General features: G+C 63.5%; 21 protein-coding genes. 13 read left to right on the top strand and 8 right to left on the bottom strand.

Annotation, left to right across the window (positions count from 1 at the left end; all coding sequences use genetic code 11):
- The 6 genes from IVB29_RS00285 to IVB29_RS00260 form a co-directional block, all read right to left on the bottom strand.
- On the bottom strand, nt 1–2217 hold the full coding sequence (locus tag IVB29_RS00285) for an ABC transporter permease (protein WP_247501382.1): 2217 nt from the start codon (nt 2215–2217) through the stop codon (nt 1–3).
- Nucleotides 2210–2992 (bottom strand): ABC transporter ATP-binding protein, encoded by a 783-nt coding sequence (locus IVB29_RS00280; RefSeq protein WP_247501381.1) that lies wholly within the window; start codon nt 2990–2992, stop codon nt 2210–2212. The genes IVB29_RS00285 and IVB29_RS00280 overlap by 8 nt, the downstream gene beginning before the upstream one ends.
- On the bottom strand, nt 2985–4073 hold the full coding sequence (locus IVB29_RS00275) for a branched-chain amino acid ABC transporter permease (RefSeq protein WP_247501380.1): 1089 nt from the start codon (nt 4071–4073) through the stop codon (nt 2985–2987). Before IVB29_RS00275 ends, IVB29_RS00280 begins: the two co-directional genes overlap by 8 nt.
- A gap of 1 nt (nt 4074) precedes the next feature.
- On the bottom strand, nt 4075–5085 hold the full coding sequence (locus IVB29_RS00270) for a branched-chain amino acid ABC transporter permease (RefSeq protein ID WP_247501379.1): 1011 nt from the start codon (nt 5083–5085) through the stop codon (nt 4075–4077).
- Nucleotides 5086–5284: 199 nt separating this feature from the next.
- Nucleotides 5285–6112 carry an AraC family transcriptional regulator gene (locus IVB29_RS00265; protein ID WP_247501378.1) on the bottom strand — a complete coding sequence of 276 codons (828 nt, stop codon included), beginning with the start codon at nt 6110–6112 and terminating at the stop codon, nt 5285–5287.
- A gap of 130 nt (nt 6113–6242) precedes the next feature.
- Nucleotides 6243–7493 carry an ABC transporter substrate-binding protein gene (locus IVB29_RS00260; RefSeq protein ID WP_247501377.1) on the bottom strand — a complete coding sequence of 417 codons (1251 nt, stop codon included), beginning with the start codon at nt 7491–7493 and terminating at the stop codon, nt 6243–6245.
- A 655-nt stretch (nt 7494–8148) separates the two neighbouring features.
- On the opposite strand from IVB29_RS00260, the gene IVB29_RS00255 reads away from it, so the two are divergent.
- From IVB29_RS00255 to dhaK, 12 genes are all read left to right on the top strand, one after another.
- On the top strand, nt 8149–9495 hold the full coding sequence (locus IVB29_RS00255) for an extracellular solute-binding protein (RefSeq protein ID WP_247501376.1): 1347 nt from the start codon (nt 8149–8151) through the stop codon (nt 9493–9495).
- A 104-nt stretch (nt 9496–9599) separates the two neighbouring features.
- Nucleotides 9600–10559: a sugar ABC transporter permease gene (locus IVB29_RS00250; RefSeq protein WP_247501375.1), complete on the top strand. Its 960-nt coding sequence runs from the start codon at nt 9600–9602 to the stop codon at nt 10557–10559.
- Entirely contained in the window at nt 10556–11509 is a 954-nt protein-coding gene (locus IVB29_RS00245; protein WP_247501374.1) for a carbohydrate ABC transporter permease, read from the top strand. Before IVB29_RS00250 ends, IVB29_RS00245 begins: the two co-directional genes overlap by 4 nt.
- Nucleotides 11506–11718: a hypothetical protein gene (locus IVB29_RS00240; RefSeq protein ID WP_247501373.1), complete on the top strand. Its 213-nt coding sequence runs from the start codon at nt 11506–11508 to the stop codon at nt 11716–11718. The genes IVB29_RS00245 and IVB29_RS00240 overlap by 4 nt, the downstream gene beginning before the upstream one ends.
- A gap of 6 nt (nt 11719–11724) precedes the next feature.
- Entirely contained in the window at nt 11725–12822 is a 1098-nt protein-coding gene (locus IVB29_RS00235; RefSeq protein WP_247501372.1) for an ABC transporter ATP-binding protein, read from the top strand.
- Nucleotides 12815–13822 (top strand): ABC transporter ATP-binding protein, encoded by a 1008-nt coding sequence (locus IVB29_RS00230; protein WP_247501371.1) that lies wholly within the window; start codon nt 12815–12817, stop codon nt 13820–13822. Before IVB29_RS00235 ends, IVB29_RS00230 begins: the two co-directional genes overlap by 8 nt.
- Nucleotides 13819–14433, top strand: coding sequence for a dihydroxyacetone kinase subunit DhaL (gene dhaL, locus IVB29_RS00225; protein WP_247501370.1), 615 nt, complete (start codon nt 13819–13821; stop codon nt 14431–14433). Before IVB29_RS00230 ends, dhaL begins: the two co-directional genes overlap by 4 nt.
- Nucleotides 14430–14831, top strand: coding sequence for a dihydroxyacetone kinase phosphoryl donor subunit DhaM (dhaM, locus tag IVB29_RS00220; RefSeq protein ID WP_247501369.1), 402 nt, complete (start codon nt 14430–14432; stop codon nt 14829–14831). Before dhaL ends, dhaM begins: the two co-directional genes overlap by 4 nt.
- The gene (locus IVB29_RS00215) at nt 14824–15138 is read left to right on the top strand and encodes an HPr family phosphocarrier protein (protein WP_247501368.1); all 315 of its coding nucleotides are present in this window, start codon (nt 14824–14826) and stop codon (nt 15136–15138) included. Before dhaM ends, IVB29_RS00215 begins: the two co-directional genes overlap by 8 nt.
- A 4-nt stretch (nt 15139–15142) precedes the next feature.
- A complete protein-coding gene (ptsP, locus tag IVB29_RS00210) occupies nt 15143–16738 on the top strand; it encodes a phosphoenolpyruvate--protein phosphotransferase (protein ID WP_247501367.1) in 1596 nt (531 codons plus the stop codon).
- Nucleotides 16735–17166, top strand: a complete 432-nt coding sequence (locus IVB29_RS00205) for a hypothetical protein (RefSeq protein WP_247501366.1) — start codon at nt 16735–16737, stop codon at nt 17164–17166. The genes ptsP and IVB29_RS00205 overlap by 4 nt, the downstream gene beginning before the upstream one ends.
- Before the next feature lie 38 nt (nt 17167–17204).
- Entirely contained in the window at nt 17205–18194 is a 990-nt protein-coding gene (gene dhaK, locus IVB29_RS00200; protein WP_247501365.1) for a dihydroxyacetone kinase subunit DhaK, read from the top strand.
- 142 nt (nt 18195–18336) lie between these two features.
- On the opposite strand, the gene IVB29_RS00195 is transcribed toward dhaK, so the two are convergent.
- Together IVB29_RS00195 and IVB29_RS00190 are read right to left on the bottom strand one after the other, a co-directional pair.
- Nucleotides 18337–19071 carry an SDR family oxidoreductase gene (locus IVB29_RS00195; protein ID WP_247501364.1) on the bottom strand — a complete coding sequence of 245 codons (735 nt, stop codon included), beginning with the start codon at nt 19069–19071 and terminating at the stop codon, nt 18337–18339.
- A gap of 11 nt (nt 19072–19082) precedes the next feature.
- Nucleotides 19083–20123 carry a LacI family DNA-binding transcriptional regulator gene (locus IVB29_RS00190; RefSeq protein ID WP_247501363.1) on the bottom strand — a complete coding sequence of 347 codons (1041 nt, stop codon included), beginning with the start codon at nt 20121–20123 and terminating at the stop codon, nt 19083–19085.
- A gap of 191 nt (nt 20124–20314) precedes the next feature.
- On the opposite strand from IVB29_RS00190, the gene IVB29_RS00185 reads away from it, so the two are divergent.
- Nucleotides 20315–21613: a sugar ABC transporter substrate-binding protein gene (locus IVB29_RS00185; RefSeq protein ID WP_247501362.1), complete on the top strand. Its 1299-nt coding sequence runs from the start codon at nt 20315–20317 to the stop codon at nt 21611–21613.
- The last annotated feature ends 6 nt before the right edge of the window (nt 21614–21619 follow it).

The raw sequence follows: 21619 nt of genomic DNA, 5'->3' as shown, positions 1-21619 counted from the left end.
TCACCTCGCTAGTCTCCGGCGCGCCCCGGCGCGTCCGAATAGTGTTCGGAATGCGCTGACGATGGTCGAGGCGAACTCGGGATCGTTGATGTTCTGCTTGACACGGATGAGCTGGCGATTGCCGGTCGCACGCACCGTGCGCTCCAGTGTGCGGAACAGGGCGGCATCAGCCTCGGGGTCCCAGAACGGCTGACCGCGGCCATCGAGCGCGGAGACGCCGCCCTCCGGCAGGAAGAAGCGTACCGGCCCGTCCATCTGGTTGAGCCGCTCGCCAATCCAGCGGCCCATGCGCTCATTCTCCTCCACGGTCGTCCGCATCAGAGTCACCTGCGGATTGTGGACGTGGAACTTTCGCGTGCGGTAGCGCTCGGGAATGGTGTCTGGCGCGCCGAAGTTGACCATGTCGAGCGCGCCGACCGAGCCGATATAGGGCACGCGCGTGCGGATGATCGCGCCAAAGCGGTCGTCGGTAGCCGGAAACACGCCACCCATCAGGAGGTCACAGATTTCCGTTGTGGTGAGATCGATGATCCCAGCTAGCTGGCCGGAGTCGACCAGCTTCTCCATCGAGCGGCCGCCGACGCCGGTGGCGTGGAAGACGAGGCACTCGAAGTCCTCGCGCAGATCGGCCGTGATCTTCTGCACCGCCGGCGTGGTGACGCCGAACATGGTGATGCCGACCGACGGCAGGCCGGCGCTGGCCGTGCGTTCCCTGGCCTCGCGCTGATCGAGACGTGCCTTAACCATGCCGGCGATGGCGTTGGCGCCATTCGACAGCACAGCGCGCGAGATCGAATTGAGGCCCTGCACGTCGGTGACCGAATGCATCATGGTGATGTCGGCGGGACCGACATAAGGCCCGACGTCGCCTGACGCGACTGACGAGATGATCAGCTTTGGCAGGCCGACGGGGAGGGTGCGCATTCCGGGGGCGACCAGCGAGGCCGCGCCCGAGCCGCCCGCCGAGATCACGCCGGCGATGTCGCCTTGGCGCTTGATCCAGTTGGCAAACGCATCCGCCATCGCCGTCACCGCGGCGCCGCGGTCCGGGCCGAACACGGCGGAGCCGCCGCGGCCGTGGTTCAGCGCGATCTCCTGTGCGGAGACATCGCAAGTCGCGTGTTTGCCGCTGGTGGAGACGTCGACTAGCCGGGTGCGAAGGCCGCTTTCGGCGATAATGTCGCGGATGAAGCGCAGCTCCGTGCCTTTGGTGTCGAGCGTGCCGACAACCAGCACGACGGGGGGCCCGGAGGTCTGCGCCGTCGCCCGCTCGCGCTTGCGCCGCGCGGTCTCGTCGAGGCGGGCAACCTGGGTCGACAGCGTGCGGGCCGCCGCTTCGATCCGCCCGATCGGGACCGGCTGGGACCAGCGTGTCGGCGGTGTCGGGTTGGAGATGTAGATGCGAATCGGGCCGCTCGCGCGCGCGCGCTGTGGCGCCGGGTTCGTTTCGCCACCGGCCGCGGGCGCATCGACATCCGGCTCCAGCTCGGCGTGCAGCCCGACGCCAAGCAGGCGCTGCTGAAGCTCGCGGTCGGCGGCGAGGCGCGCCGAGTCGATGATGCGGTTGATCCGACCGTTGACCATGATCGCGACATTGCGCGAGATCGCGGTCGCGACGCCGATGTTCTGCTCGATCACGAGCACGGACATATCGCCGTCTTCGCCCAACTGCTGCAGCATCTCCTCGACTTGGGCGACAATCACGGGCGCGAGCCCTTCGGTCGGCTCGTCCATGATCAGGAGATGCGGATTGGTTACCAGCGCGCGCGAGATCGCAAGCATCTGCTGCTCGCCACCAGAGAGCTGGCCGCCGCCATGGTCCTTCCGTTCGGCCAGCCGCGGGAAGGTGTCGTAGATGCGCTCGACGGTCCAGGCGCCGGAGCGCATCCCGCCCGCGAGTTGCAAATGCTCGTCAACGGTCAGCGAGCGCCATAGGCGGCGACCTTGGGGCACATAGCCGACACCGAGCCGCGCGATGTGAGCAGGCGGCCGCCGGGTGATGTCCTCGCCGCGGACGCGGATCGAGCCGCCGCTCACGGGTACAAGGCCCATGATGGCCTTGCACAGCGTGGTCTTGCCCATGCCGTTGCGGCCGACCACGGAGAACACGCCGGCATCGAGCGAGAGGTCGACGCCCTGCAGCGCGTGCGAATGCCCGTAATAGACGTCGAGGCCGCGGACCTCGAGCGCGACGGGAGCGCGGCGGACCTCACTCATGGCCACCTCCGAGATAAAGTTCCTGCACCTCGGGGTCGGACTGGATCTCCTCCGGCAAGCCCTCCTTGAAGATGCGGCCGTTGTGCATCATCGTCACGCTCTCGACGACGCGCAAGGCCACGTCCATGTCGTGCTCGATGATGATGTAGCCGATATGCGCCGGCAGCGAGGTCAGGATCTCGACCAGTTCGGCGCGCTCGGTAGGCGAGAGGCCGGCCGCGGGCTCATCGAACAGCACGAAGCGTGGCGCGCCGGCAAGCGCCAGCGCGATCTCGAGCTGGCGCTGCTGGCCATGCGCAAGCTCGGCGACGCGCCGGTCCTTCACCGCAGTCAGATGTACCGCCTGCACGAGATTATCGGCGGCGTACATCAGCGCGTCGTTCCGTCCGGGGCGCAGGAACGAGAATCGGCCGCGGGAAACGCCGCGGCAGGCGAGATAGACATTGTCCTGCACGGTGAGACCGGGGAACAGCGCCGAGATCTGATAAGTTCGCCTGAGACCGCGGCGGATGCGTTCATAGGGCGGGAAGTGCGTAACATCCTCGCCGAAGAAGCGGATTGTGCCGGAGGAGGGCGGGAAGTCGCCGGTGATGCAGTTGAACAGCGTGGTCTTGCCGGCACCGTTGGAGCCGAGCACGGCGCGGCGTTCGCCGGGGCGGACGGTGATGGTGACGTCGGTCAGCGCCGCGAGCGCGCCGAACAGCCGCGTCACGCCGCGCAGCTCCAGCGCGGCACCGGCGCCGACGGCGGAGAGGCGTTGCGCGACGCTATCCATGGCCGCGCCCTCCGCCAGCGCCATCCGCCTGAGGACGCTGGCTCCGGCGCCAGCGCTGCCACAAGCCGATCACGCCGTCCGACGACCAGAACACGATGGCGAGGAAGCCGAGCCCGATCAGCAGGCGGAAGCGATTACCGTCGAGCCCGATCTTGACCAGAAAGTCGAGCGCGAAGGTGCGCAGGAGAACGAAAACCAGCGCGCCGATATAGGGGCCGACCGGACGGGTGATGCCGCCGACGATGGCGATGATCAGGATGTCGATGCAGGCGCCGACACTGACCGTGCCCGGGGAAATCTGCCGATAGTTCCAGACCTGAAGCACGCCGGCGAGGCCCGCGATGAAGGAGGCCACCGCATAGGCCGCGACGCGGTGCGCATTGACGTTGAAGCCGAGCGCGGCCATGCGGCGCGGATTGTCGCGCACGCCCTGAAGCGCCAGCCCAAACGGCGCCCGTGAGACGTAATCGACGGCGAAGTAGCAGATTGCTGCGACCGCAAGCACGACATAGTAGAAGGGAATATCCCAGCGCCAATTGACGCCCCAGAAATGCGGCGTGGCGACATTGTTGATGCCGGTGTGGCCGTTGAAGATCGCCCAGTTCTGGTTGGTGAAGTAGTAAAACGCTGCGCCGATCGCTAGCGTAATCATGATGGTGTAGATGCCCTCGGTGCGCACCGCGAGCGCGCCGCCGAGGGTGCCGAAGATCGTCGCCAGCGTTAGCGCCATCGGCACCGCCAGCCACCACGGCCAACCCAGGCTGATATTGGCGTTGCCGCTGGCGCCGAACACCGCGACCATGTAGGCGCAAAAGCCCGCGATGGTGAGCTGCATCAAGCTGACCATGCCGCCATAGCCGGCCAGGAACATCAGACTGAGCGCGATGGTGCCGAGGATCAGCGTCGTCGCAAAAATCTCGATCAGGAAGAAGCCGTTGGCGATCAGCGGCATGATCAAGAGAATGATCGCCACGATCCAGGCCGCGGGATTGTTGATGTCGGGCGAGCCGCGCGCGGCCGGACGCTCTGCCAGAGAGGCGGCTTTGCGAACCTGAATGCCGGCATCGTGGGTGACGGACATCTCAGCGCCTCGCCAGCAGGCCCTGGGGCCGCACGGCCAGTACCAGCACCATGATCAGGAACGTCACGACGATGGCGTAGGTCGGGATGTAGACCGAGCCGAGCTGCTCGGCGAGGCCGATGATCAGCGCGCCGAGCGCGGCACCGGGGATCGAGCCCATGCCGCCGACGATCACGACGACGAGGGATGCGAGCAGAAAGCGGATGTCCTCGCCAGGCGAGAGCGACTGGAAAGTGCCGCCGACCACGCCGGCGATGCCGGCGAGCCCGGCACCGAGCGCGAAGACGAGCACGAAGACGACCTGAATGCGGACGCCGGTGGCGGCGAGGATGTCGCGGTCATCGACGCCGGCGCGGATGATCATGCCGATCCGGGTGCGGTTGAGTGCCAGCCACATCGCGACGCCGATGATTACGGAGGCCAGGAAGATCACGAGCCGCACCAGCGGATAACGCAGATACACCGGCTCGCCCGAGGATTTGATCGCGGTGAGCAGCGGCAAGTCGATCGGCCCGATCAGCCAGCTCGGGGTCTGGATCTGGTAGAAATCGCCGCCGCAGGCCCACAGCATCAGATCGGCGAACACGATCGAGAGCCCGATCGTCACCATGGTCTGGCGCAGATCCTGCCCCTCCATGCGACGGAAAACGACAACCTGAAGCAGGACGCCAACCAGCGCTGTCAGGATGAAGGCGACGATGAATGAGAGAATCCAGGACCCGGTCGAGGCGCTGATGGCGTAGCCGACATAGCCACCGAACAGATAGAGCGAGCCGTGCGCGAGATTGACGTTGCGCATCAGGCCGAAGATCAGCGTAAAACCGCTGGCGACGAGGAAATAGAGACCGCCGAGTGTAATGCCGTTGAAGACGGCGTTGAGGAAGACGCGCTTGCGGCCGACGGCCTCTTCGAGACCGGGCGGCCACACTGCGAAGATCAGCCACAGCGCCACTGCGACCGCGATGATGACAATCAGCGCCCAGGCAGGATGACGCTCGACAAAGCGGATCATGATCGCCGCTCCGCCGTCACGTCGCTCCAACCCTCTCCCCGCGAGCGAGGTGAGAGGGCACGCAGACCGTTACCGGCCGCAAGCCCTGCCATGAACGTACGCTCCCTATCGCGCGGTCCTCTTGTCGGGACCGCGTTCCGCACATCCTAATGGGGCTGTAAGGGAGGCGTTTGATCGTGAGTATCTTTTCGCACGCCCGTCAGGCGCGCAAAACTTTGGCCGCGCGGCGATAATCGGTCGGTGCCATCCCGACATTGGCGGCGAAGAAGCGGGTGAAGCCGCTCTGCGAGGAGAAGCCGAGATCGAAGCCGATATCGGCGATCGGCGCCTCGCTCGCCACGAGTGCTTCCAGTGCGTGCTCCATCATCAGCGTGTTGACGTAGAGGTGTGGGGTGACACCGGTCTGGGTGCGGAACAGCCGGTAGAAATGTGGTCGGGATAGCCCGGATTCTCGCGCGATGGTGTCGAGTTCGATCTCGGCACCGGGGCTCTCCGACATCATCTTGATGCACTTGCGCACGCGAAAATCGGTGATGGAACCGCTTGCGCGCGGATCACGCGCGAGCGCGGCCTGCTGCCAGCTTTCGTCGTAACAGATATCGATCAGACCTCTCAGCTCGCCATCGAGGCTGTTGAGCGAGGGGGCGCCGCACACGAGGGCAGCTGCGTGCCTGATATGCTTGTCCAGCGCAGCCGACCGCGTGAACTGAGTGCGTCCAAAGCGCAGGCGGTCGGTGCCGGGCGCATCGGGGGCGAACCACTCCGCGTTGACATAGAGCACGAAGAATACGGCGCCGCCGTCGAGATCTGACGGCAGGAAATTATGCGGTTCCCATGGATTGATCGCGACCACGGAACCTTCGGTGAGCTCGTAACGTCCATCGTTGACATCGATGCATGCCGAGCGCCCCCCGACATGAAAGATCAAATGACCTTCGCGATGTGCGTGGATGTTGAAAGGGCGGTTCAACTGATAGACCGTCGCCCGGCCAAAACGGCCGTGGAAGACGGCGAGCGCCCGGCTCATGCCTTCCCTCCCAGAAGCTCTTGTCTTTTTTTGGTAGCGTTCAACAACCGGGGAGAGAATGCAAGGGCGCACGATGTCCGCCCCTCGCAAATCTCTCTCCAGTCAGGCATCGCTCGCGAACGATACTGCGTCAGTACTTCTTACATTCCGGTACTGTACGGCTTGGCAAACCAATCTTGGCGAACACCGCGGGGTCATAACCCAGCGTCTGGTTCACGTTCGGGATCACCTTCACGACCTTCGAGAACAGCGCGCCCTTGCCGTCGTCGACGACCTCGGTGACGAAGTTGGTGCCGATTGCTTGGCGATTGGAATCGAGCTTGATCTTGCCGTTGGGTGCGTCGAGCTCGATCTTTGCGAGCGCCTCCTTGTACTTGGCCTGGTTGTTGGAGAGGTCGCCATTGACCTGACGCAGCGCCAGGATCAGCGCCATGGTCGAGCCGTAATAGTTGGTCGCGAGCAGCGACGGGCTCGGGAAGCGCTTATTGGGCGGGAAGGCGTCCTGATAGTCCTTAACGAACTTCTGCCAACTCGGATTTTCCCAGGTGTCAGCCTGGCCGCTCGCGGCGAGCGTGCCGACCAGCGCGTTCTTGGCGTTGCCCTTCGACGACAGAATGGTCTGGTCGATCATGATCGAACCACCCATCAGATGCGCCTTACCACCGGCCTGCTGGTACTGGTTGAGGAAGTTGACGGCGTCGGCGCCGCCGAGGCCGAGATAGATCGCGTCGACATCATCGGGCAGGGCGGCGATGACCGAGGCAAAGTCCTTGGTGCCGAGCGGCACCCATTGCCGGTTGGTGACCTGTCCACCGGCGCCGCAGAACTCGAGCACGAGGCCGAACACCTGGGTGTAGATGAAGGAATAATCCTCGCCGACGGTCGCGATCTTGCGATACTTCTTTTCGTCATAGGCGTATTTGCCGAGGCCCACCTGCCACTGTGCGCCGTCCATGTTGTAGCGGAAGAAGTTCGGGGCCGGATCGACATAGGTCGTTTCCTGGGCGCCGGAGGCGGCGTTGATGAATGTCAGCTCCGGATGGGTCTTTGCAAAGTTCTTGACCGCGATGCCTTCGTCGCCGGACAGCGGTGACAGCAGGATCTGCACCTTGTCCTGCTCGATCAGCTTTCGCACGGCCCGGACTGCGGAGTCGGGGGTCGCATCGGTCGAGGCGATGATGAATTCGAGCTCCTTGTCGCCGACCTTCTTGCCGAGCACGTTGAGTGCGGTCTGGAAGCCGCGGATGCCGTCCTCACCGAGCACGGTGTAGGTGCCTTCGAGCGTCGCCGTAACGCCGACCTTGATCTTCTCCTGTGCGAAGGCGGTGCCCGAAAGTAACAGGCTGCTCAACGCGATCAGTCCTAAACTGCCCTTCAACATTGTTCTCCTCCCTGGGTGTCTTGTCGTTGCTTTTTCACCGCAACCTCACGCGTTCGCCGCGCAGTGCGGCGTTTTGATAAGGTCAGCGGTTCTTGCGATGGAGGCTAACCGAACTCGGATGCAGCGCGGACGTCGGGGCTATCTGCGGTTTAACGAACAGTCTCATTTTGAATGGTGCGTCGCAAATCGTTCCGCGGTGCAATAGACCTTTCTGCGCGGACGTTTAACTGTTTGCAGGAAGGAGCGACTGAGCGGGGCCGCGCGAATACTTGTTTCGACATCTGTGCGGTCGAGCGCTGCGACATTTCCAGAAACTCGGCACCTATGATTGCAGCGTCCGTTGCCGCTGACGATGGTCGGGCAGGCGATAGCTGCTATCGCGCGCTAGGCTTCGTTTCATCTCCGGGCTTAAGACGAAGTTCGAGCGCTGGCATCCGACCTTGCGTCGCAGAAAGCCAGCGTTGCTTGCAATGTTTAGTAAATCGTGCATTACTAAACAAATCGAGCCTGCCGGACCGCTAGAATCCGGGTGGCGCGAGGAAACGCCAGTTTAGCTATTCAGCTCGTCACGGACTGTGTCGCTCTGCTCGAAGCATTCGAGCCGGTAGGAAAGCCGCGCCATGTCGATGGCCGGCCCACTCGGAGGGAACGCGTAATGAAACGGACATTGAAGGCGCTTGTTGTTGCATGCGGGGCTGTGGTCTCCGCGCTCGGCGTCGGAGCGGGGACCACACCCGCACAGGCGCAAGGCAAAACCATCACGCTGTGCTGGGCCGCGTGGGATCCTGCCAACGCGCTGGTCGAATTATCGAAGGACTTCACCGCCAAGTCGGGCATTGGTATGAAGTTCGAATTCGTGCCGTGGACCAATTATGCCGATCGATTCCTGAACGAGCTCAATTCGCACGGGCAGCTATGCGATCTCATCATCGGCGATTCACAATGGATCGGTGGCGCCGCGGAGAATGGCCAGTACGTCAAGCTCAACGATTTCTTCAAGAAGGAAGGAATCAGCATGGACGACTACATGCCGGCAACGGTGGTCGGTTATTCCGAGTGGCCGAAGAACACGCCGAACTATTGGGCGCTGCCGGCGATGGGCGACGCGGTCGGCTGGACCTATCGCAAGGACTGGTTCGCGCGGCCGGACGTGCAGAAGGATTTCAAGGCCAAGTACGGCCGCGATATCGGCGTGCCGAAGACGCTCGATGAGCTCAAGGACATCGCGCAATTCTTCCAGGGCCGCGAGATCGACGGCAAGAAGGTCTATGGCGCCTCGATCTATACCGAGCGTGGCTCGGAAGGCATCACCATGGGCGTCTCGAGCTACCTCTACGACTACGGGTTCAAGTACGACGATCCGAAAAAGCCCTATGCGATGGACGGGTTCGTGAACTCAGCCAGCGCCGTGAAGGGGCTCGAGGCCTACAAGGATCTCTACAAGTGCTGCACGCCTCCCGGCGCCTCCAATTCTTACATGTCGGAGGGGCTTGACGCCTTCAAGTCCGGCCAGGTCGCACTGCAGATGAATTTCTTCGCCTTCTTGCCGGGCCTCTACAAGGACCCGAATGTCGGCGGCGACAAGATCGGCTTCTTCGTCAATCCGGCCGGTCCTGCCGCGCAGGCGACGCAGCTCGGCGGACAGGGAATCTCTGTTGTTTCCTACTCCAAGAACCAGGCCGAAGCGCTGCAGTACATCAAGTGGTTCGCCGGCGGCGACGTTCAGAAGAAGTGGTGGGCGCTCGGCGGCTATTCCTGCGCCAAGTCCGTGCTGAACGATCCGAGCTTCCCGAACAGCGCGCCGTTTGCGAAGGAGTTTTTGCAGTCGATGGGAATGGTCGTCGATTTCTGGGCCGAGCCTTCCTACGCCCAACTCCTGCAGGCGGAACAGAAGCGCGTGCATGACTATGTGGTGGCCGACAAGGGCACCGCGCAGGAAGCACTCGACGGTCTGGTGAAGGACTGGAAGGCCGTCTTCAAGGAAGAAGGCAAGAAGTTCTGAGGCAAGCCGCCCGGAGCGCGTGCGCTCGCGCTCCGGGCTTTCCTTCGAGACCACCGGAATTCGTCGGAGGGTCGATGATCCCGGTACCAGGATCGGTCCACGCAATGAATGAATTGAGTGCCTCTTCGCGGATTACCTATCGGGCCGTCAGGGTCCGGCCAGGCGTGGCGCGTCGCATCCGGGGCTTGTCGGACAAAACGCTCGCCTGGCTCTTCATCACGCCGACGATCGTGCTGCTGCTGGCAATCAATATCTTTCCGTTGCTCTGGACAATCTATCTGTCGTTCACGAACTACCGCGCCAACCGGGCCAACGTGCCGACGATCTGGTTGGGCGCTGATTGGTATCAGTCGATCCTCACCGATCCGGACATCTGGGCGGCGATGCAGGTGACGGCGCATTTCGTGATCTGGACCGTGGTGATCGAGACCGTCCTCGGATTTGGCCTTGCCTACCTCATCGACAAGAAGTTCCGCGGCCACGGCCTATGGACCACGATCATCCTGCTGCCGATGATGCTGTCGCCGGCCGTGGTCGGCAATTTCTGGACATTTCTCTACCAGCCCCAGATCGGATTGTTCAACTACGTGGTCGCCTTCTTTAGCGGTCGCGACGCCTCGTCATTCCAGATGCTGGGCGACGTCACGTTGAGCCCCTGGGCCATCGTCATCGTCGATGCCTGGATGTGGACCCCCTACGTGATGCTGATCTGCCTCGCCGGCCTGCGTTCGATTCCGGACTACATTTTTGAGGCGGCGGAGGTCGACCGCGCATCGAAATGGCGGCAGTTCTGGTCGATCACGTTGCCGATGGCGCTACCATTCATCATGCTGGCGGTGCTCTTCCGTGGCATCGAGAATTTCAAGATGTTCGACATGGTCAATCTGCTCACCGGGGGTGGGCCGGGATCGACCACGGAAGTTGCCTCGATCACGCTCAAGCGTGCGGCGTTCGAGAGTTGGCGCACCGGCTATTCCTCGGCCTTCGCGATCATCCTGTTCGTGACGGTCTTCGGCCTCGCCAACATCTACGTGAAGGCGCTGAACAAGGTGAAAAGCCGATGACCTCAGCCACTGCAGCCCATTCCGTCGTCGAGCCGACGACCGCTACGCGGCGTTTTGCCGGTTCGCTCGTCGTGCTCTATGCCATCATCACCATGATCCCGCTGGCCTGGATCATGCTCACCGCGTTCAAGTCGCCGGACGATGCGATTTCCTATCCGCCCAAGGTGATGTTCAAGCCATCGCTCGAAGGCTTCTGCAATCTCTTCACGACCCGCTCGCGCCAGACACCGGAGTTCATCCGTTCGCTGGGGCCGCCCCAAGGGCTTTGCGACAGCATCGCCCGCAGCCGAAACATGGTAGTCGCCGGTCCCTCGAACTATGTGCCGCGCTTCATCAATTCTCTGATCATTGCGTTCGGCTCGACCGTGCTCGCCGTCGCACTGGGCACCTTGTCGGCCTACGGCTTCTCGCGTTTCCGTGTGCCCCTGAAGGACGATTTGCTGTTCTTTATTCTATCGACCAGGATGATGCCGCCGATTGCGGTCGCGATCCCGATCTATTTGATGTACCGCACCATCGGATTGTCGGATACCCGGCTCGGGATGATCCTGCTCTACACCTCGGTCAACGTTTCGCTCGCCGTTTGGCTCCTCAAGGGCTTCATCGACGAAATCCCGCGCGAGTACGAGGAAGCGGCGATGATCGACGGGTATACCCGCTTCCAGGCGTTCGTGAAGGTGGTGCTGCCGCAGGCCACGACGGGAATCGCGGCGACGGCGATCTTCTGCCTGATTTTCGCCTGGAACGAATACGCCTTTGCGGTGCTTCTCACCTCTGGCAACGCGCAGACGGCGCCCCCTTTCATCCCGATCATCATCGGCGAGGGCGGACAGGACTGGCCCGCGGTGGCCGCCGGCACGACGCTGTTCCTGGTGCCGATCGTGGTCTTCACGGTCCTTCTTCGCAAGCATCTGCTGCGCGGCATCACTTTTGGAGCCGTCCGCAAATGATTGTCGATGCCAACCCATCCATCGCGCGTCGCGGTTTTTCGGACCGCGTTCTGCGACGCGGCCCGCTCGAAGCCTTGGCGACGACGATCATTGCAGCCGGCGTCGTGATGCTGATGCAACCGTTCTCCCTGACGCTATATTCGTGGTCGTTTGCGACGACGCTGTTCGGCACGGTGATGTTCACCATCGTGTCGAAAGTCCGGGAGTAGGGCGCGATGGCACAGATCAAAGTCGAGGCGCTGGACAAGTCCTTCGGGTCGTTTCATGCGGTCAAGTCTGCCAGCTTCGCGGTCGAAGACGGCCAGTTCCTTTGCCTGCTCGGACCGTCCGGCTGCGGCAAGACCACGACGCTCCGCATGATTGCAGGCCTGGAGCTACCGACATCAGGCACCATCCGGCTCGACGGCGAAGACGTGACGATGAACCGCGCATCGGCGCGCGACATTGCCTTCGTATTCCAGCTCTTTGCGCTCTATCCGCACATGAATGTCCGGCGCAACATCGGCTTTCCCTTGAAATGTGAGGGCATTAGTGCCGCCGAACGCGACCGTCGGGTCGTCGAGGCCGCGCGCATCCTGCGGATTTCCCATCTCCTCGACCGGTCGGTCTCGGGCCTTGCCGGCGGCGACCGGCAGCGCGTCGCGCTCGGACGAGCCATTGTGCGCAAGCCAAAATGTTTCCTGATGGACGAACCGCTCGGCGCGCTCGATACCGAGATGCGCGAGGCGATGATTCATGAGCTGCGGGCCCTGCATGACCGGCTGGGTGCGACGACGGTCTATGTCACGCATGACCAGCTCGAGGCCATGGCGATGGCCGACAGGATCGCGGTGATGAACAATGGTGTTGTCGAGCAGGTCGCGAGCCCGCGCGACATCTACGACCGGCCTGCTTCACTGTTCGTCGCGGATTTCATCGGTTCGCCGCCGATGAACTTTCTGCCGTTCCGTGGCGGGCTCGAGACCGGCACACAGGCAATCCGGATCGGCGAGCGCGACGTTGCAATTCCTGCTGCGCGTGAGGTAATGGCGGAGAGCGAGCTCGTGCTCGGGGTGCGGCCCGAGCACGTGCGGTTCACCGATCGCGGCATGGTGCGCGGCGAAGTTTATGGGACAGAGTATCTGGGCACGACGCAGATCGTGACCGTGACGACACACTACGGCACGCTCAAGGCCCGCTCATCCAGCAGCAAATCCTTTCGAACCGGAGAGAATGTCGGGCTCGACTTTCGGCCCGATACGCTATCGATCTTCGACAAGGCGTCGGGACGTGCGATCCGCACCGTGCTGCATGAGGGAGGCGCGCATGGCTGAGGTCGAGATCAACGCCGTCTCCAAGGCATTCGGCAAGACCCAAGCCGTGAGCGATCTGTCGCTGACAATCGGCGACGGCGAGTTCGTTGCATTGCTTGGACCGACTGGCGCCGGCAAGACCACGGCGCTGCGTTTGGTAGCGGGGTTGGAGCAGCCGGACACGGGTTCGATCCGCATCGACGGGCGCGACGTGACCGGCGATGCACCGGCCGATCGCGATGTGGCCTTTGTGTTCCAGCAATATTCGCTGTATCCGCACCTGACCGTGTTCGAGAACATGGCCTTCGCGTTGCGCGCGCCGACCCGCCGTGTGCCGGAAGCCGACATCCGCGCGAAGGTGCAGGAGGTTGCACGTCTTCTTCACATCGAAACCAAGTTGGACAACAAGGCGACGCAACTGTCGGGCGGGCAGATGCAGCGCGTCGCAATCGGCCGGGCTCTGGTCCGGTCGCCCTCGATCTATCTGATGGACGAGCCGCTCTCCTCGCTGGATGCCAAGCTGCGCGGCGAGTTGCGCATCGAGCTCAAACGGATCCAGGTCGATCTCGGCGCGACGATCCTCTACGTCACCCACGATCAGACCGAGGCGATGACCATGGCGTCGCGCATCGGCGTGATCGAAGGCGGACGGCTGATGCAGATTGGATCGCCGCGCGAAATCTACGAGAATCCGATCAACGCGCATGTCGCGGCCCGGCTGGGCCAGCCGACAATCAATTTGCTGCCGGCGACATTGTTCGGCGGCGCGCCGGCTGGCGCGGAGACAGTCGGCGCGCGGACCGAGCACCTGGCGATTGCGCGCGGCGGCGGCGACGTCTCGGCAACCGTCAAGCGGGTCGAGCATCTCGGCGACCAGAGCCATCTCCATCTCGACCTCGCCGGCCGGCCAGTCGTGACCCTGGCGGATCCCGAGGCGGGCTTCGGCGCCGGGGATGTGGTGTCGCTCCGTCTGAACAAACCGCTGTTTTTCGATGCGAGGGGCTGGAGGGTAGCGGCATGAGCCTTGATCGGGTAGCCAGGGAAAGACTGGTGCGAGCGCTGGCCGGGGCAGTGATCGAACACGCGGACGAGCTGACGAGTCTCGACCAGGCGATTGGCGATGGGGATCATGGGCTGAACATGAAGCGCGGTTTCGAGGCTGTGCTCGCGGCGTTGCCGGGCCTGGCCGACAAGCCGCTCCCTGACATGCTGAAGGCGATCGGAATGACCCTGGTCATGAAGGTCGGCGGTGCTTCTGGGCCGCTGGTCGGGACTTTCTTCATGGAACTGGGCAAGGCACTTCCGGAGCAGCCGAGCCGGGCCGATCTCGTCGTGGCGACGGAGAAGGCGATCCACGCCGTTAAGGCGCGCGGTCGTTCAGAAGCGGGGCAGAAAACGTTGCTGGATGTCCTGGTGCCGGTGCACGCCGTCCTGGCGGGAGGCGGCGACGCCAAGGCGATCGCGATCGAGGCGGCGCAAGCGGCCGATCGCACCACGCCCATGCTGGCGATCCGCGGCCGCGCCTCCTTTCTAGGCGAACGTTCGATCGGTCATATGGACCCCGGCTCGCGCTCGGCATCCCTTCTGATCGGCGCAGCAGTTGAGACACTGGAGTTCGAGGTCAATACATGAGCAGTTTACGTCCCGGCAATGTCGGAATTGTCATCGTGTCGCATTCGCCGAAGATAGCGGAAGGTGCGGCCGATATGGTGCGCCAGATGGTCGGAGACGCCGTGCCGCTGGCCTGGACCGGTGGCGATGTCGATGGCGGGCTCGGTACGAACGTTGCAGGCATCCTCGAGGCGATCGAGACAGCCTGGTCACCGGCAGGTGTCGCGATCCTTGTCGATCTCGGCGGTGCCGAGACCAATTCGGAGATGGCGGTGGAAATGCTCCCCGAAGACCGGCGCGGGCGCGTCCTGGTCTGCAATGCCCCGGTGGTCGAGGGTGCCGTGATCGCTGCGACCGAGTCTTCGGGCGGCTCGCCGCTTGCCGCCGTCAAACGCAGCGCGGAGGAATTCTATGCATGATGCCAACGCCAACCGGGCGGCTCAGACGTTTGCCCCGCTGACCGCCTCTGCGGTCCTGGTCAATCCGGTCGGCCTGCACGCGCGGCCATCGGTGAAGCTCACGCAATGCGCGAAGGGCTTTGCCGCGAAGATCGAAATCGCGCTTGCTGCCGACGGACCCTGGACGGACGCCAAGAGCCCGGTGAAGGTGATGCGCGTGAAGGCGCCGCAAGGCGCAACGCTGCATTTCCGCATCAGTGGTCCCGATGGCGAGGCGGCGCTCGCGGCCATGCTCGCTCTGGTGCATGATGGTTTCGGAGAGGCGTGAAATCGTGGGCGAGATCCATCTCATCGGCCATCCCGCCTCGCCAGGCCTCGCCGTCGGCCCGGTCGCGGTGCTGACGCATGCAGCGCCGCGCGGAGCGGCGAAGGGCGATCCCGTTCAGGAGGCGGCAGCTCTGAAGGCGGCGATCGAGAAAGCGGCAGCGGAGCTTGCCGAACTGATCGCGACGGTTCACGGCGAGGCCGCGGAAATCCTGGAATTCCAGGTCGCGATGCTGGGCGACGATGCGCTTGCGGAAGGAGCCTACGAAGCTGTTACAGCTGGTGCCGCCGCCGATGAGGCTTGGCGCGCGGCACTCGACGCGGAGATTGCCGGCTATCGCGCGGCGGAGGAGGAGTATTTCCGGGCGCGTGCCGCCGATCTGGTCGACATTCGCGACCGCGTGCTCGCTGGGTTGAATGGTGCTGATGCGACCGCAAGGATTTCCGGCGATTCCGTCGTCATGGGTGACGACATTTCGCCGTCGACGTTCCTGGCCGTTGACTGGGCTCGTGGCGGCGCCATTGCGCTCGCCGCTGGATCGCCGTCGTCGCATGTCGCGATGCTCGCGCGGGCGCGCGGGGCTCCGATGGTGGTTGGATTGGGTCCGTTGCCCTGGAACGGACAGCCGTCATTGGCGCTGGTTGACGGCGACGCCGGCACCGTGATCTTTGATCCCAAGCCCGAAACGCGCCGCCTGTTCGAGCACCGCATGGCGGCTGCGAATGCCGCACAGATCGCTGCTGACGCCAGCCGCCTCAAGCCGGCGCTGACGGCCAATGGCCGGCGCATCGCGGTGCTTCTCAATGTTGCCGCGCCCGAAGACCTCACTGGTCTCGATCCCGCGATCTGCGACGGCATCGGTCTTGTGCGAACTGAATTTCTGTTCGAAGGGTCGAGAGGGTTGCCGGGCGAGGATGCACAATACGCCGTCTATCGGCGCATGCTCGACTGGGCCGCGGGACGGCCGGTGACGATCCGCACCCTCGATGCCGGCGGCGACAAGCCGATCGCCGGCCTGACGATCGATGGCGAGCGCAATCCGTTCCTGGGCTTGCGCGGGATCCGGCTCTCGCTTGCGCGACCGGAGGTGTTTCGCGTGCAGTTGCGAGCGCTGTGCCGTGCGGCCGTCCATGGAACGCTGAAGGTGATGCTGCCGATGATTGCAGTCCCCTCGGAGCTCGAGCACGCCAACGTCATGCTGGACGCGGAGTTTGCGGCACTCAAGGCAGAGGGGATCGCCTGCGCGCGGCCGCCGCTTGGCATTATGGTCGAGGTTCCTGCGGCAGCGCTGTGCGCGGAGAACTTTGGCGCGGCGTTCTATTCCATCGGGTCGAACGACCTGACCCAATACACGATGGCTGCGGCGCGTGATATCGGCGCTGTCGCCGATCTCAACGATGCCGGTCATCCGGCGGTGCTGGCATTGATTGCGCGGACGGTCGAGGCCGGATGCAAGCGTGGTGTCGAGGTCTCGCTCTGCGGCGATGCCGCGGCCGATACTCGGTTGACGAATGCGTTGCTGGCGACAGGCCTGACGACGCTATCGGTCTCGCCGATTGCGGTGGCCCGCCTCAAGGCTGCCGTCGCCGCGGTGACCACATGACGGACGATACAGGTGAGGACACGAGCCGGACGGGCGATAGCAATGTCGCGGACTACAAGCTCATCCTGCGGCGGGTCCTCGACAACCGGCCGTCTGGGACGCGGCTGAAGCTCGCGGCGGCGCTCGGCAAGAACCGCTCCTTTGTCAGCCAGATCACCAATCCGGCGTATTTGGTGCCGATCCCGGCGAAGCATGTCGCGATCATCTTCGAGGTCTGCCATCTCTCCGGTGCCGAGCGTGCGGCTTTCCTCGAAGCTTATGGTCGCGCGCACCCCGGGCGGCTGCGCGGAGCCCACCGCGAGGCGCACACGCGCACTGTTACGGTGACGGTGCCCGATCTCGGTGACGACAAGAAGAACCGCGCGCTCGAGCAGCTCATCGTCGATTTTGCCGCGCAGCTCGCGCGCTACGCCGAAAGCATCGGGTAACGGATCCGGCCTGCAGAAAAGACAATCGGGAGAACGCCATGAAGAAGCTGATCAACAGCACCGATACGGTGCTCGAAGAGAGTCTCGACGGGCTGGCAGCTGCACATGCCGATATCCTGCTTCTAGGCGCCGAGCGGAAGTTCGTGCGTCGCCGTTCCCTGAAGCCGGGCAAGGTCGCGCTCATCTCAGGCGGCGGCTCGGGTCATGAACCGCTCCATGCGGGCTATGTCGGCCTCGGTATGCTCGATGCCGCATGTCCAGGCCAGATCTTCACGTCGCCGACGCCAGATCAGATGATCGAGGCGGCGGAGGCTGTCGACACTGGGGCAGGCGTGCTCTTCATCGTCAAGAATTACGAAGGCGATGTGATGAATTTCACCATGGCCGCGGAGATGGCCGGCCGTGAAATCGCGAGCGTGGTGACCAATGACGACGTCGCGGTCGAGAAATCGACCTATACGACCGGCCGTCGCGGAGTCGCGGGAACGCTGATCGTGGAAAAGATGGTCGGCGCCGCGGCCGAAAAGGGAATGCCGCTAGCTGCTCTCAAAGCGCTCGGCGATGATGTCAATCGGCGCACCCGCTCGATGGGCGTGGCGCTCCTGCCGTGCACCGTTCCGGCCGCAGGTCGACCGAATTTCACCCTGGCTGACGACGAAATGGAAATGGGTGTCGGCATTCACGGCGAGCCGGGTCGTCGCAGGGTGCCGCTGGCATCTGCCGATGCGATTGCCGCCGAGATGCTTAATGCGATCCTGAGTGATCTCGCACCGAGCAAGGGCAGCGAAGTCCTGCTTCTGGTCAACGGGTTTGGCGCAACGCCTCTGATCGAACTCTATCTCATGGTCAATAGCGCCAAACAGATTTTGGACGGGGCGGGGATTGCGGCGGTGCGTTTCCTGACCGGTTCTTATGTGACGTCGCTCGACATGGCCGGTGCCTCGATCACCGTCTCCGTGCTCGACGGCCCGTCAAAAGAATTGTGGGATGCCCCAGTGCATACCGCAGCGCTGCGCTGGGGTGCCTGATAAGGATTGAGCCTCTCGAAAAGCGAAAGTCGACCTGGGCTCAAGCTTGGTCATTTGCAGGTCGGCACAGACGAGACATCGACTAAATCCGGCCCGCTTATGTCACGATGACACCGTCATGATACAACAAGCGCCAAGTGTCTCACCCCGCTAGAAATCCTCCATCTACTGCGACAACCGCGCCAGTCGCGTATTGCGAGGCCGGCATGCAGAGGAAGGCGACCGCGCCGGCAATATCCTCCGGCCGTCCCCAGCGCTTGAAGGCAGTGCGGTCGGCGATGCGCTGATAATGCGCAAGGTCAGTGCGGCCGGCAGCGTTGATTGCCGTTTCGATATAGCCGGGCGCGACCGCGTTGACGCGGATGCCTTCCTCGGCCCACTTCAAGGCCAGCGCCTTGGTCAGCATCACGACGCCGCCCTTGCTGGCGCAATAGGCGGGAATCCGCGGCAGCGCCAGCGTCGCATTCATCGAGGCGATATTGATGATCGAGCCTTTCTTCTCGGCGAGAAGAGCGTGGAACGCCATGCAGGTCCGGAACGTGCCGGTGAGATTGACGTCGAGCACCTTCACAAAAGTCTCGATCTCGAATTCCTTGTCGCGCGCGAGAATGCCGGCGCAGTTGACCAGCGCGTCGACGCGCTTGTGTTGCCGGGCAAAGGACGTGACGGCCGCATCATCGGTGACGTCGAGCGTCGCGAGCGAGAGGCCCGCGCGCGGCTTGAGGAGGGTGCGGGCGAGATCGGCCTCGTTCGCGCCCGTTGCAGTCACCGTCGCGCCGAGATCGCAAAGCTGGTTGCTGATCGCAGCGCCAATGTCGCCGGCGCCGCCGATCACGACGGCATGAAAGCCGGGGGCGAGAGAGAAATTCGAGCTCATCGTTAGGGGTCTCACTTCAGGGATTTCGGCGGCGGAGCGGTCGACTCGCGGACCACCAGCGAGAAGTCGATCTCGCGATGCATAATGGTCTGTTCGCCGGCAAGGCTGCGCACCAAATATTCGCCGGCGCGCTGCCAGGTCTCTCCGGTCGGAACGTGGATCGTGGTCAGGCTCGGCCGCAAATGGCGGCTCCAGTCGAGGTCGTCGAAACCGACCACCGAGAGATCGCGCGGCACGGAGAAGCCGTCGCGCTCCGCCTCAAGCAGCACGCCATAGGCGATGACGTCGTTGCCGCACACCACGGCCGTGGGGCGGTCCTTCAGGCTCAGGAGATAGCGCGCCGCCTCGCGCGCGTCGTCCAGCGTATAGGGCACCTCGACATGCCATTGCGGGGGAATCTCGAGCCCGTTCTCGCTGAGCGCGCGGCGAAACCCAGCGACGCGGGCGCTGGCGCGGTCGTTGTTGCGCTGGAGCGCCGAGACGATCCCGATGCGGCGGTGGCCGAGCTCGATGACATGTGCGGCGGCGCGATGGGCCGCGGCTTCGTTGTCGGTACCGACGCAAGGGTAGGGCCGGTCAGGCTGGTAGATGCCGACATTGATGAACGGCACCGCATTGTCGGCGAGCAGTTTTCGCAAGCCGTCGTGGTGGCAATCGCCGCGTAGCACGAGACCGTCGACACCGCGGCTGATCAGATTGCGCGCCTGCTGCAACTCGGCGTCGAGATCGTAGCCGCTGGTGGTGAGGAACAGCATGTATCCGACCGACGACAGATATTGTTGCAGCGAGGCGATGCCGCGCGCGAACATCGTGTTGTCGATCGTCGGCACGATCGCGCCGAGTGTGCGTGAACGCCGTGACGAAAGGATGCGCGCCGGCGCATGCGGGATGTAGCCGAGCGCGTCGATGGCCTGTTCAATGCGTGCACGCAGGGAAGGGCTCACCGCATCGGGATTGTTGAGGGCGCGCGAGACCGATGCGGTCGAAGCGCCGGCGCGGGCTGCCACGGCGCGGATGCCCTGCTTCACAGACTTGGCGTTGGTCAGTCTCATGAATGTAACGTTACATCTTGCGTCGCGAGCCGCCCGGTAGCGGTGATTTCGTAAATCTGCCGTAGATTGTGTTGCTTGTCCATCGCTTGACACGGCGGACGTGTTGTCTATTTTGTAACCGTTTTCAAGTGGTGCTCAAACGTGTTCAAATGGTCCGTCAGCTTAAGGCGGCCAGCCGGGAGGAGAGTTCGATGAAGGCCAGGATGCTCGCGACGCATGTCGCGTTGCCCGTTCTCGCGATTGCCGTCAGCGCGCAGGCGCAAGCCGCCGATTTCGACTGGATGAAGTTCAAGGGCAAGACCGTCACCTTTCTCGCCAACAACAATCCGGTCTCGCAGGCGCTGCTGACCTACAAGGCGGATTTCGAAAAGCTGACCGGCATGACCCTGAAAGTCGACGGCTATCAGGAACAGCAGATGCGCCAGCGTCTAGTCACCGTCATGAATGCGAACAGCGACGAGGTCGATGTGTTCATGACGCTGCCCTCGCGCGAGGGCGAGCAGTTCTCCGCCGCCGGCTGGTACGGTGATCTCACCGCGATGGCCAAAAACGACGTCGCCAAGGATTACGATCCCGCCGGCCTGAGCCAGGCGCTACTGAAGGCCGCCACCTTCAGCGGCAAGCTCACCAGCATGCCGATGAATCTTGAAGGGCCGATCTTCTATTACCGTACCGACATCTTCAGGAAGTGCGGCATCGAGGCGCCGAAAACCATCAAGGATGTCGAGGCCGCGGCCGAGAAGATCAAGGCCTGCGACAGCACGGTGACGCCGTTCGTCTCGCGCGGTCTGAAGCCCGCGATCGCCTACACGTTCAGCAACATGCTGCACAATGTCGGCGGCAGCTATATCGCAGGCGGCAAGTCAAATCTCTGCTCGGCCAAGGGCAAGGAAGCGCTCGACACCTATAGCCGGCTGCTGCGCGATTTCGGGCCGCCCGGCGTCGTCAATTACAGCTTCCAGCAGATTTCGGCCCTCTACCGCAGCGGCCGTGCCGCGATGGCGTTCGAATCCTCCAACGAGCTGCGCACGGTGATGGAAGGCGGCGCCCGCTTGAAGGATACCGGCCTGTTGCCGTTCCCGGCGGGTGATGCCGGCCAGGTGCCGACCACGATCGGCTGGGGCATGGCGGTGTCATCGCACAGCAAGCAGCCGGATGCGGCTTGGTACTTCGTGCAGTGGGCGACCAGCCCCGAAGTGCAGAAGAAGATGGCGCTCCAGGGCATTGCGCCGCCGCGTCCGTCCGTCGCCAACGATCCCGAATATCGCAAGTGGATCGACGAGGAGCCGGTCCGCAAGGAATGGCAGGCTGCGCTCGACGTATTCGCGACCAAGGGCTCGTCCGAAGTCGGCTATCCCATCGTCGCAAATCCGCAATCGCGCGAGTTCATCGGACAGGCGGTACAGGATCTGATCCTGAAGCAGAAAACCGTCGATCAGGCTTGCGCTGATGCCGACAAGGCGCTGGACGCACTGATCGCGCTGAACTAACCGCCG

The sequence above is a fragment of the Bradyrhizobium sp. 1 genome (assembly GCF_023073315.1).
Classification (GTDB): domain Bacteria; phylum Pseudomonadota; class Alphaproteobacteria; order Rhizobiales; family Xanthobacteraceae; genus Bradyrhizobium.
Note: the sequence above shows the minus strand (reverse complement) of the source record. Positions and strands in the feature narration are given on the sequence as shown.

Bases quoted from the DNA above. Each gene is read 5' to 3' on its own strand.
- IVB29_RS00260 (WP_247501377.1), bottom strand. From the start codon at position 7,493: ATGTTGAAGGGCAGTTTAGGACTGATCGCGTTGAGCAGCCTGTTACTT.
- IVB29_RS00190 (WP_247501363.1), bottom strand. From the start codon at position 20,123: ATGAGACTGACCAACGCCAAGTCTGTGAAGCAGGGCATCCGCGCCGTG.
- IVB29_RS00245 (WP_247501374.1), top strand. From the start codon at position 10,556: ATGACCTCAGCCACTGCAGCCCATTCCGTCGTCGAGCCGACGACCGCT.
- IVB29_RS00215 (WP_247501368.1), top strand. From the start codon at position 14,824: ATGCATGATGCCAACGCCAACCGGGCGGCTCAGACGTTTGCCCCGCTG.
- dhaK (WP_247501365.1), top strand. From the start codon at position 17,205: ATGAAGAAGCTGATCAACAGCACCGATACGGTGCTCGAAGAGAGTCTC.
- IVB29_RS00265 (WP_247501378.1), bottom strand. From the start codon at position 6,112: ATGAGCCGGGCGCTCGCCGTCTTCCACGGCCGTTTTGGCCGGGCGACG.
- IVB29_RS00280 (WP_247501381.1), bottom strand. From the start codon at position 2,992: ATGGATAGCGTCGCGCAACGCCTCTCCGCCGTCGGCGCCGGTGCCGCG.
- IVB29_RS00240 (WP_247501373.1), top strand. From the start codon at position 11,506: ATGATTGTCGATGCCAACCCATCCATCGCGCGTCGCGGTTTTTCGGAC.
- IVB29_RS00205 (WP_247501366.1), top strand. From the start codon at position 16,735: ATGACGGACGATACAGGTGAGGACACGAGCCGGACGGGCGATAGCAAT.
- IVB29_RS00275 (WP_247501380.1), bottom strand. From the start codon at position 4,073: ATGTCCGTCACCCACGATGCCGGCATTCAGGTTCGCAAAGCCGCCTCT.
- dhaM (WP_247501369.1), top strand. From the start codon at position 14,430: ATGAGCAGTTTACGTCCCGGCAATGTCGGAATTGTCATCGTGTCGCAT.
- IVB29_RS00195 (WP_247501364.1), bottom strand. From the start codon at position 19,071: ATGAGCTCGAATTTCTCTCTCGCCCCCGGCTTTCATGCCGTCGTGATC.
- IVB29_RS00250 (WP_247501375.1), top strand. From the start codon at position 9,600: ATGAATGAATTGAGTGCCTCTTCGCGGATTACCTATCGGGCCGTCAGG.
- IVB29_RS00255 (WP_247501376.1), top strand. From the start codon at position 8,149: ATGAAACGGACATTGAAGGCGCTTGTTGTTGCATGCGGGGCTGTGGTC.
- IVB29_RS00285 (WP_247501382.1), bottom strand. From the start codon at position 2,217: ATGAGTGAGGTCCGCCGCGCTCCCGTCGCGCTCGAGGTCCGCGGCCTC.
- IVB29_RS00185 (WP_247501362.1), top strand. From the start codon at position 20,315: ATGAAGGCCAGGATGCTCGCGACGCATGTCGCGTTGCCCGTTCTCGCG.
- dhaL (WP_247501370.1), top strand. From the start codon at position 13,819: ATGAGCCTTGATCGGGTAGCCAGGGAAAGACTGGTGCGAGCGCTGGCC.
- IVB29_RS00230 (WP_247501371.1), top strand. From the start codon at position 12,815: ATGGCTGAGGTCGAGATCAACGCCGTCTCCAAGGCATTCGGCAAGACC.
- IVB29_RS00235 (WP_247501372.1), top strand. From the start codon at position 11,725: ATGGCACAGATCAAAGTCGAGGCGCTGGACAAGTCCTTCGGGTCGTTT.
- IVB29_RS00270 (WP_247501379.1), bottom strand. From the start codon at position 5,085: ATGATCCGCTTTGTCGAGCGTCATCCTGCCTGGGCGCTGATTGTCATC.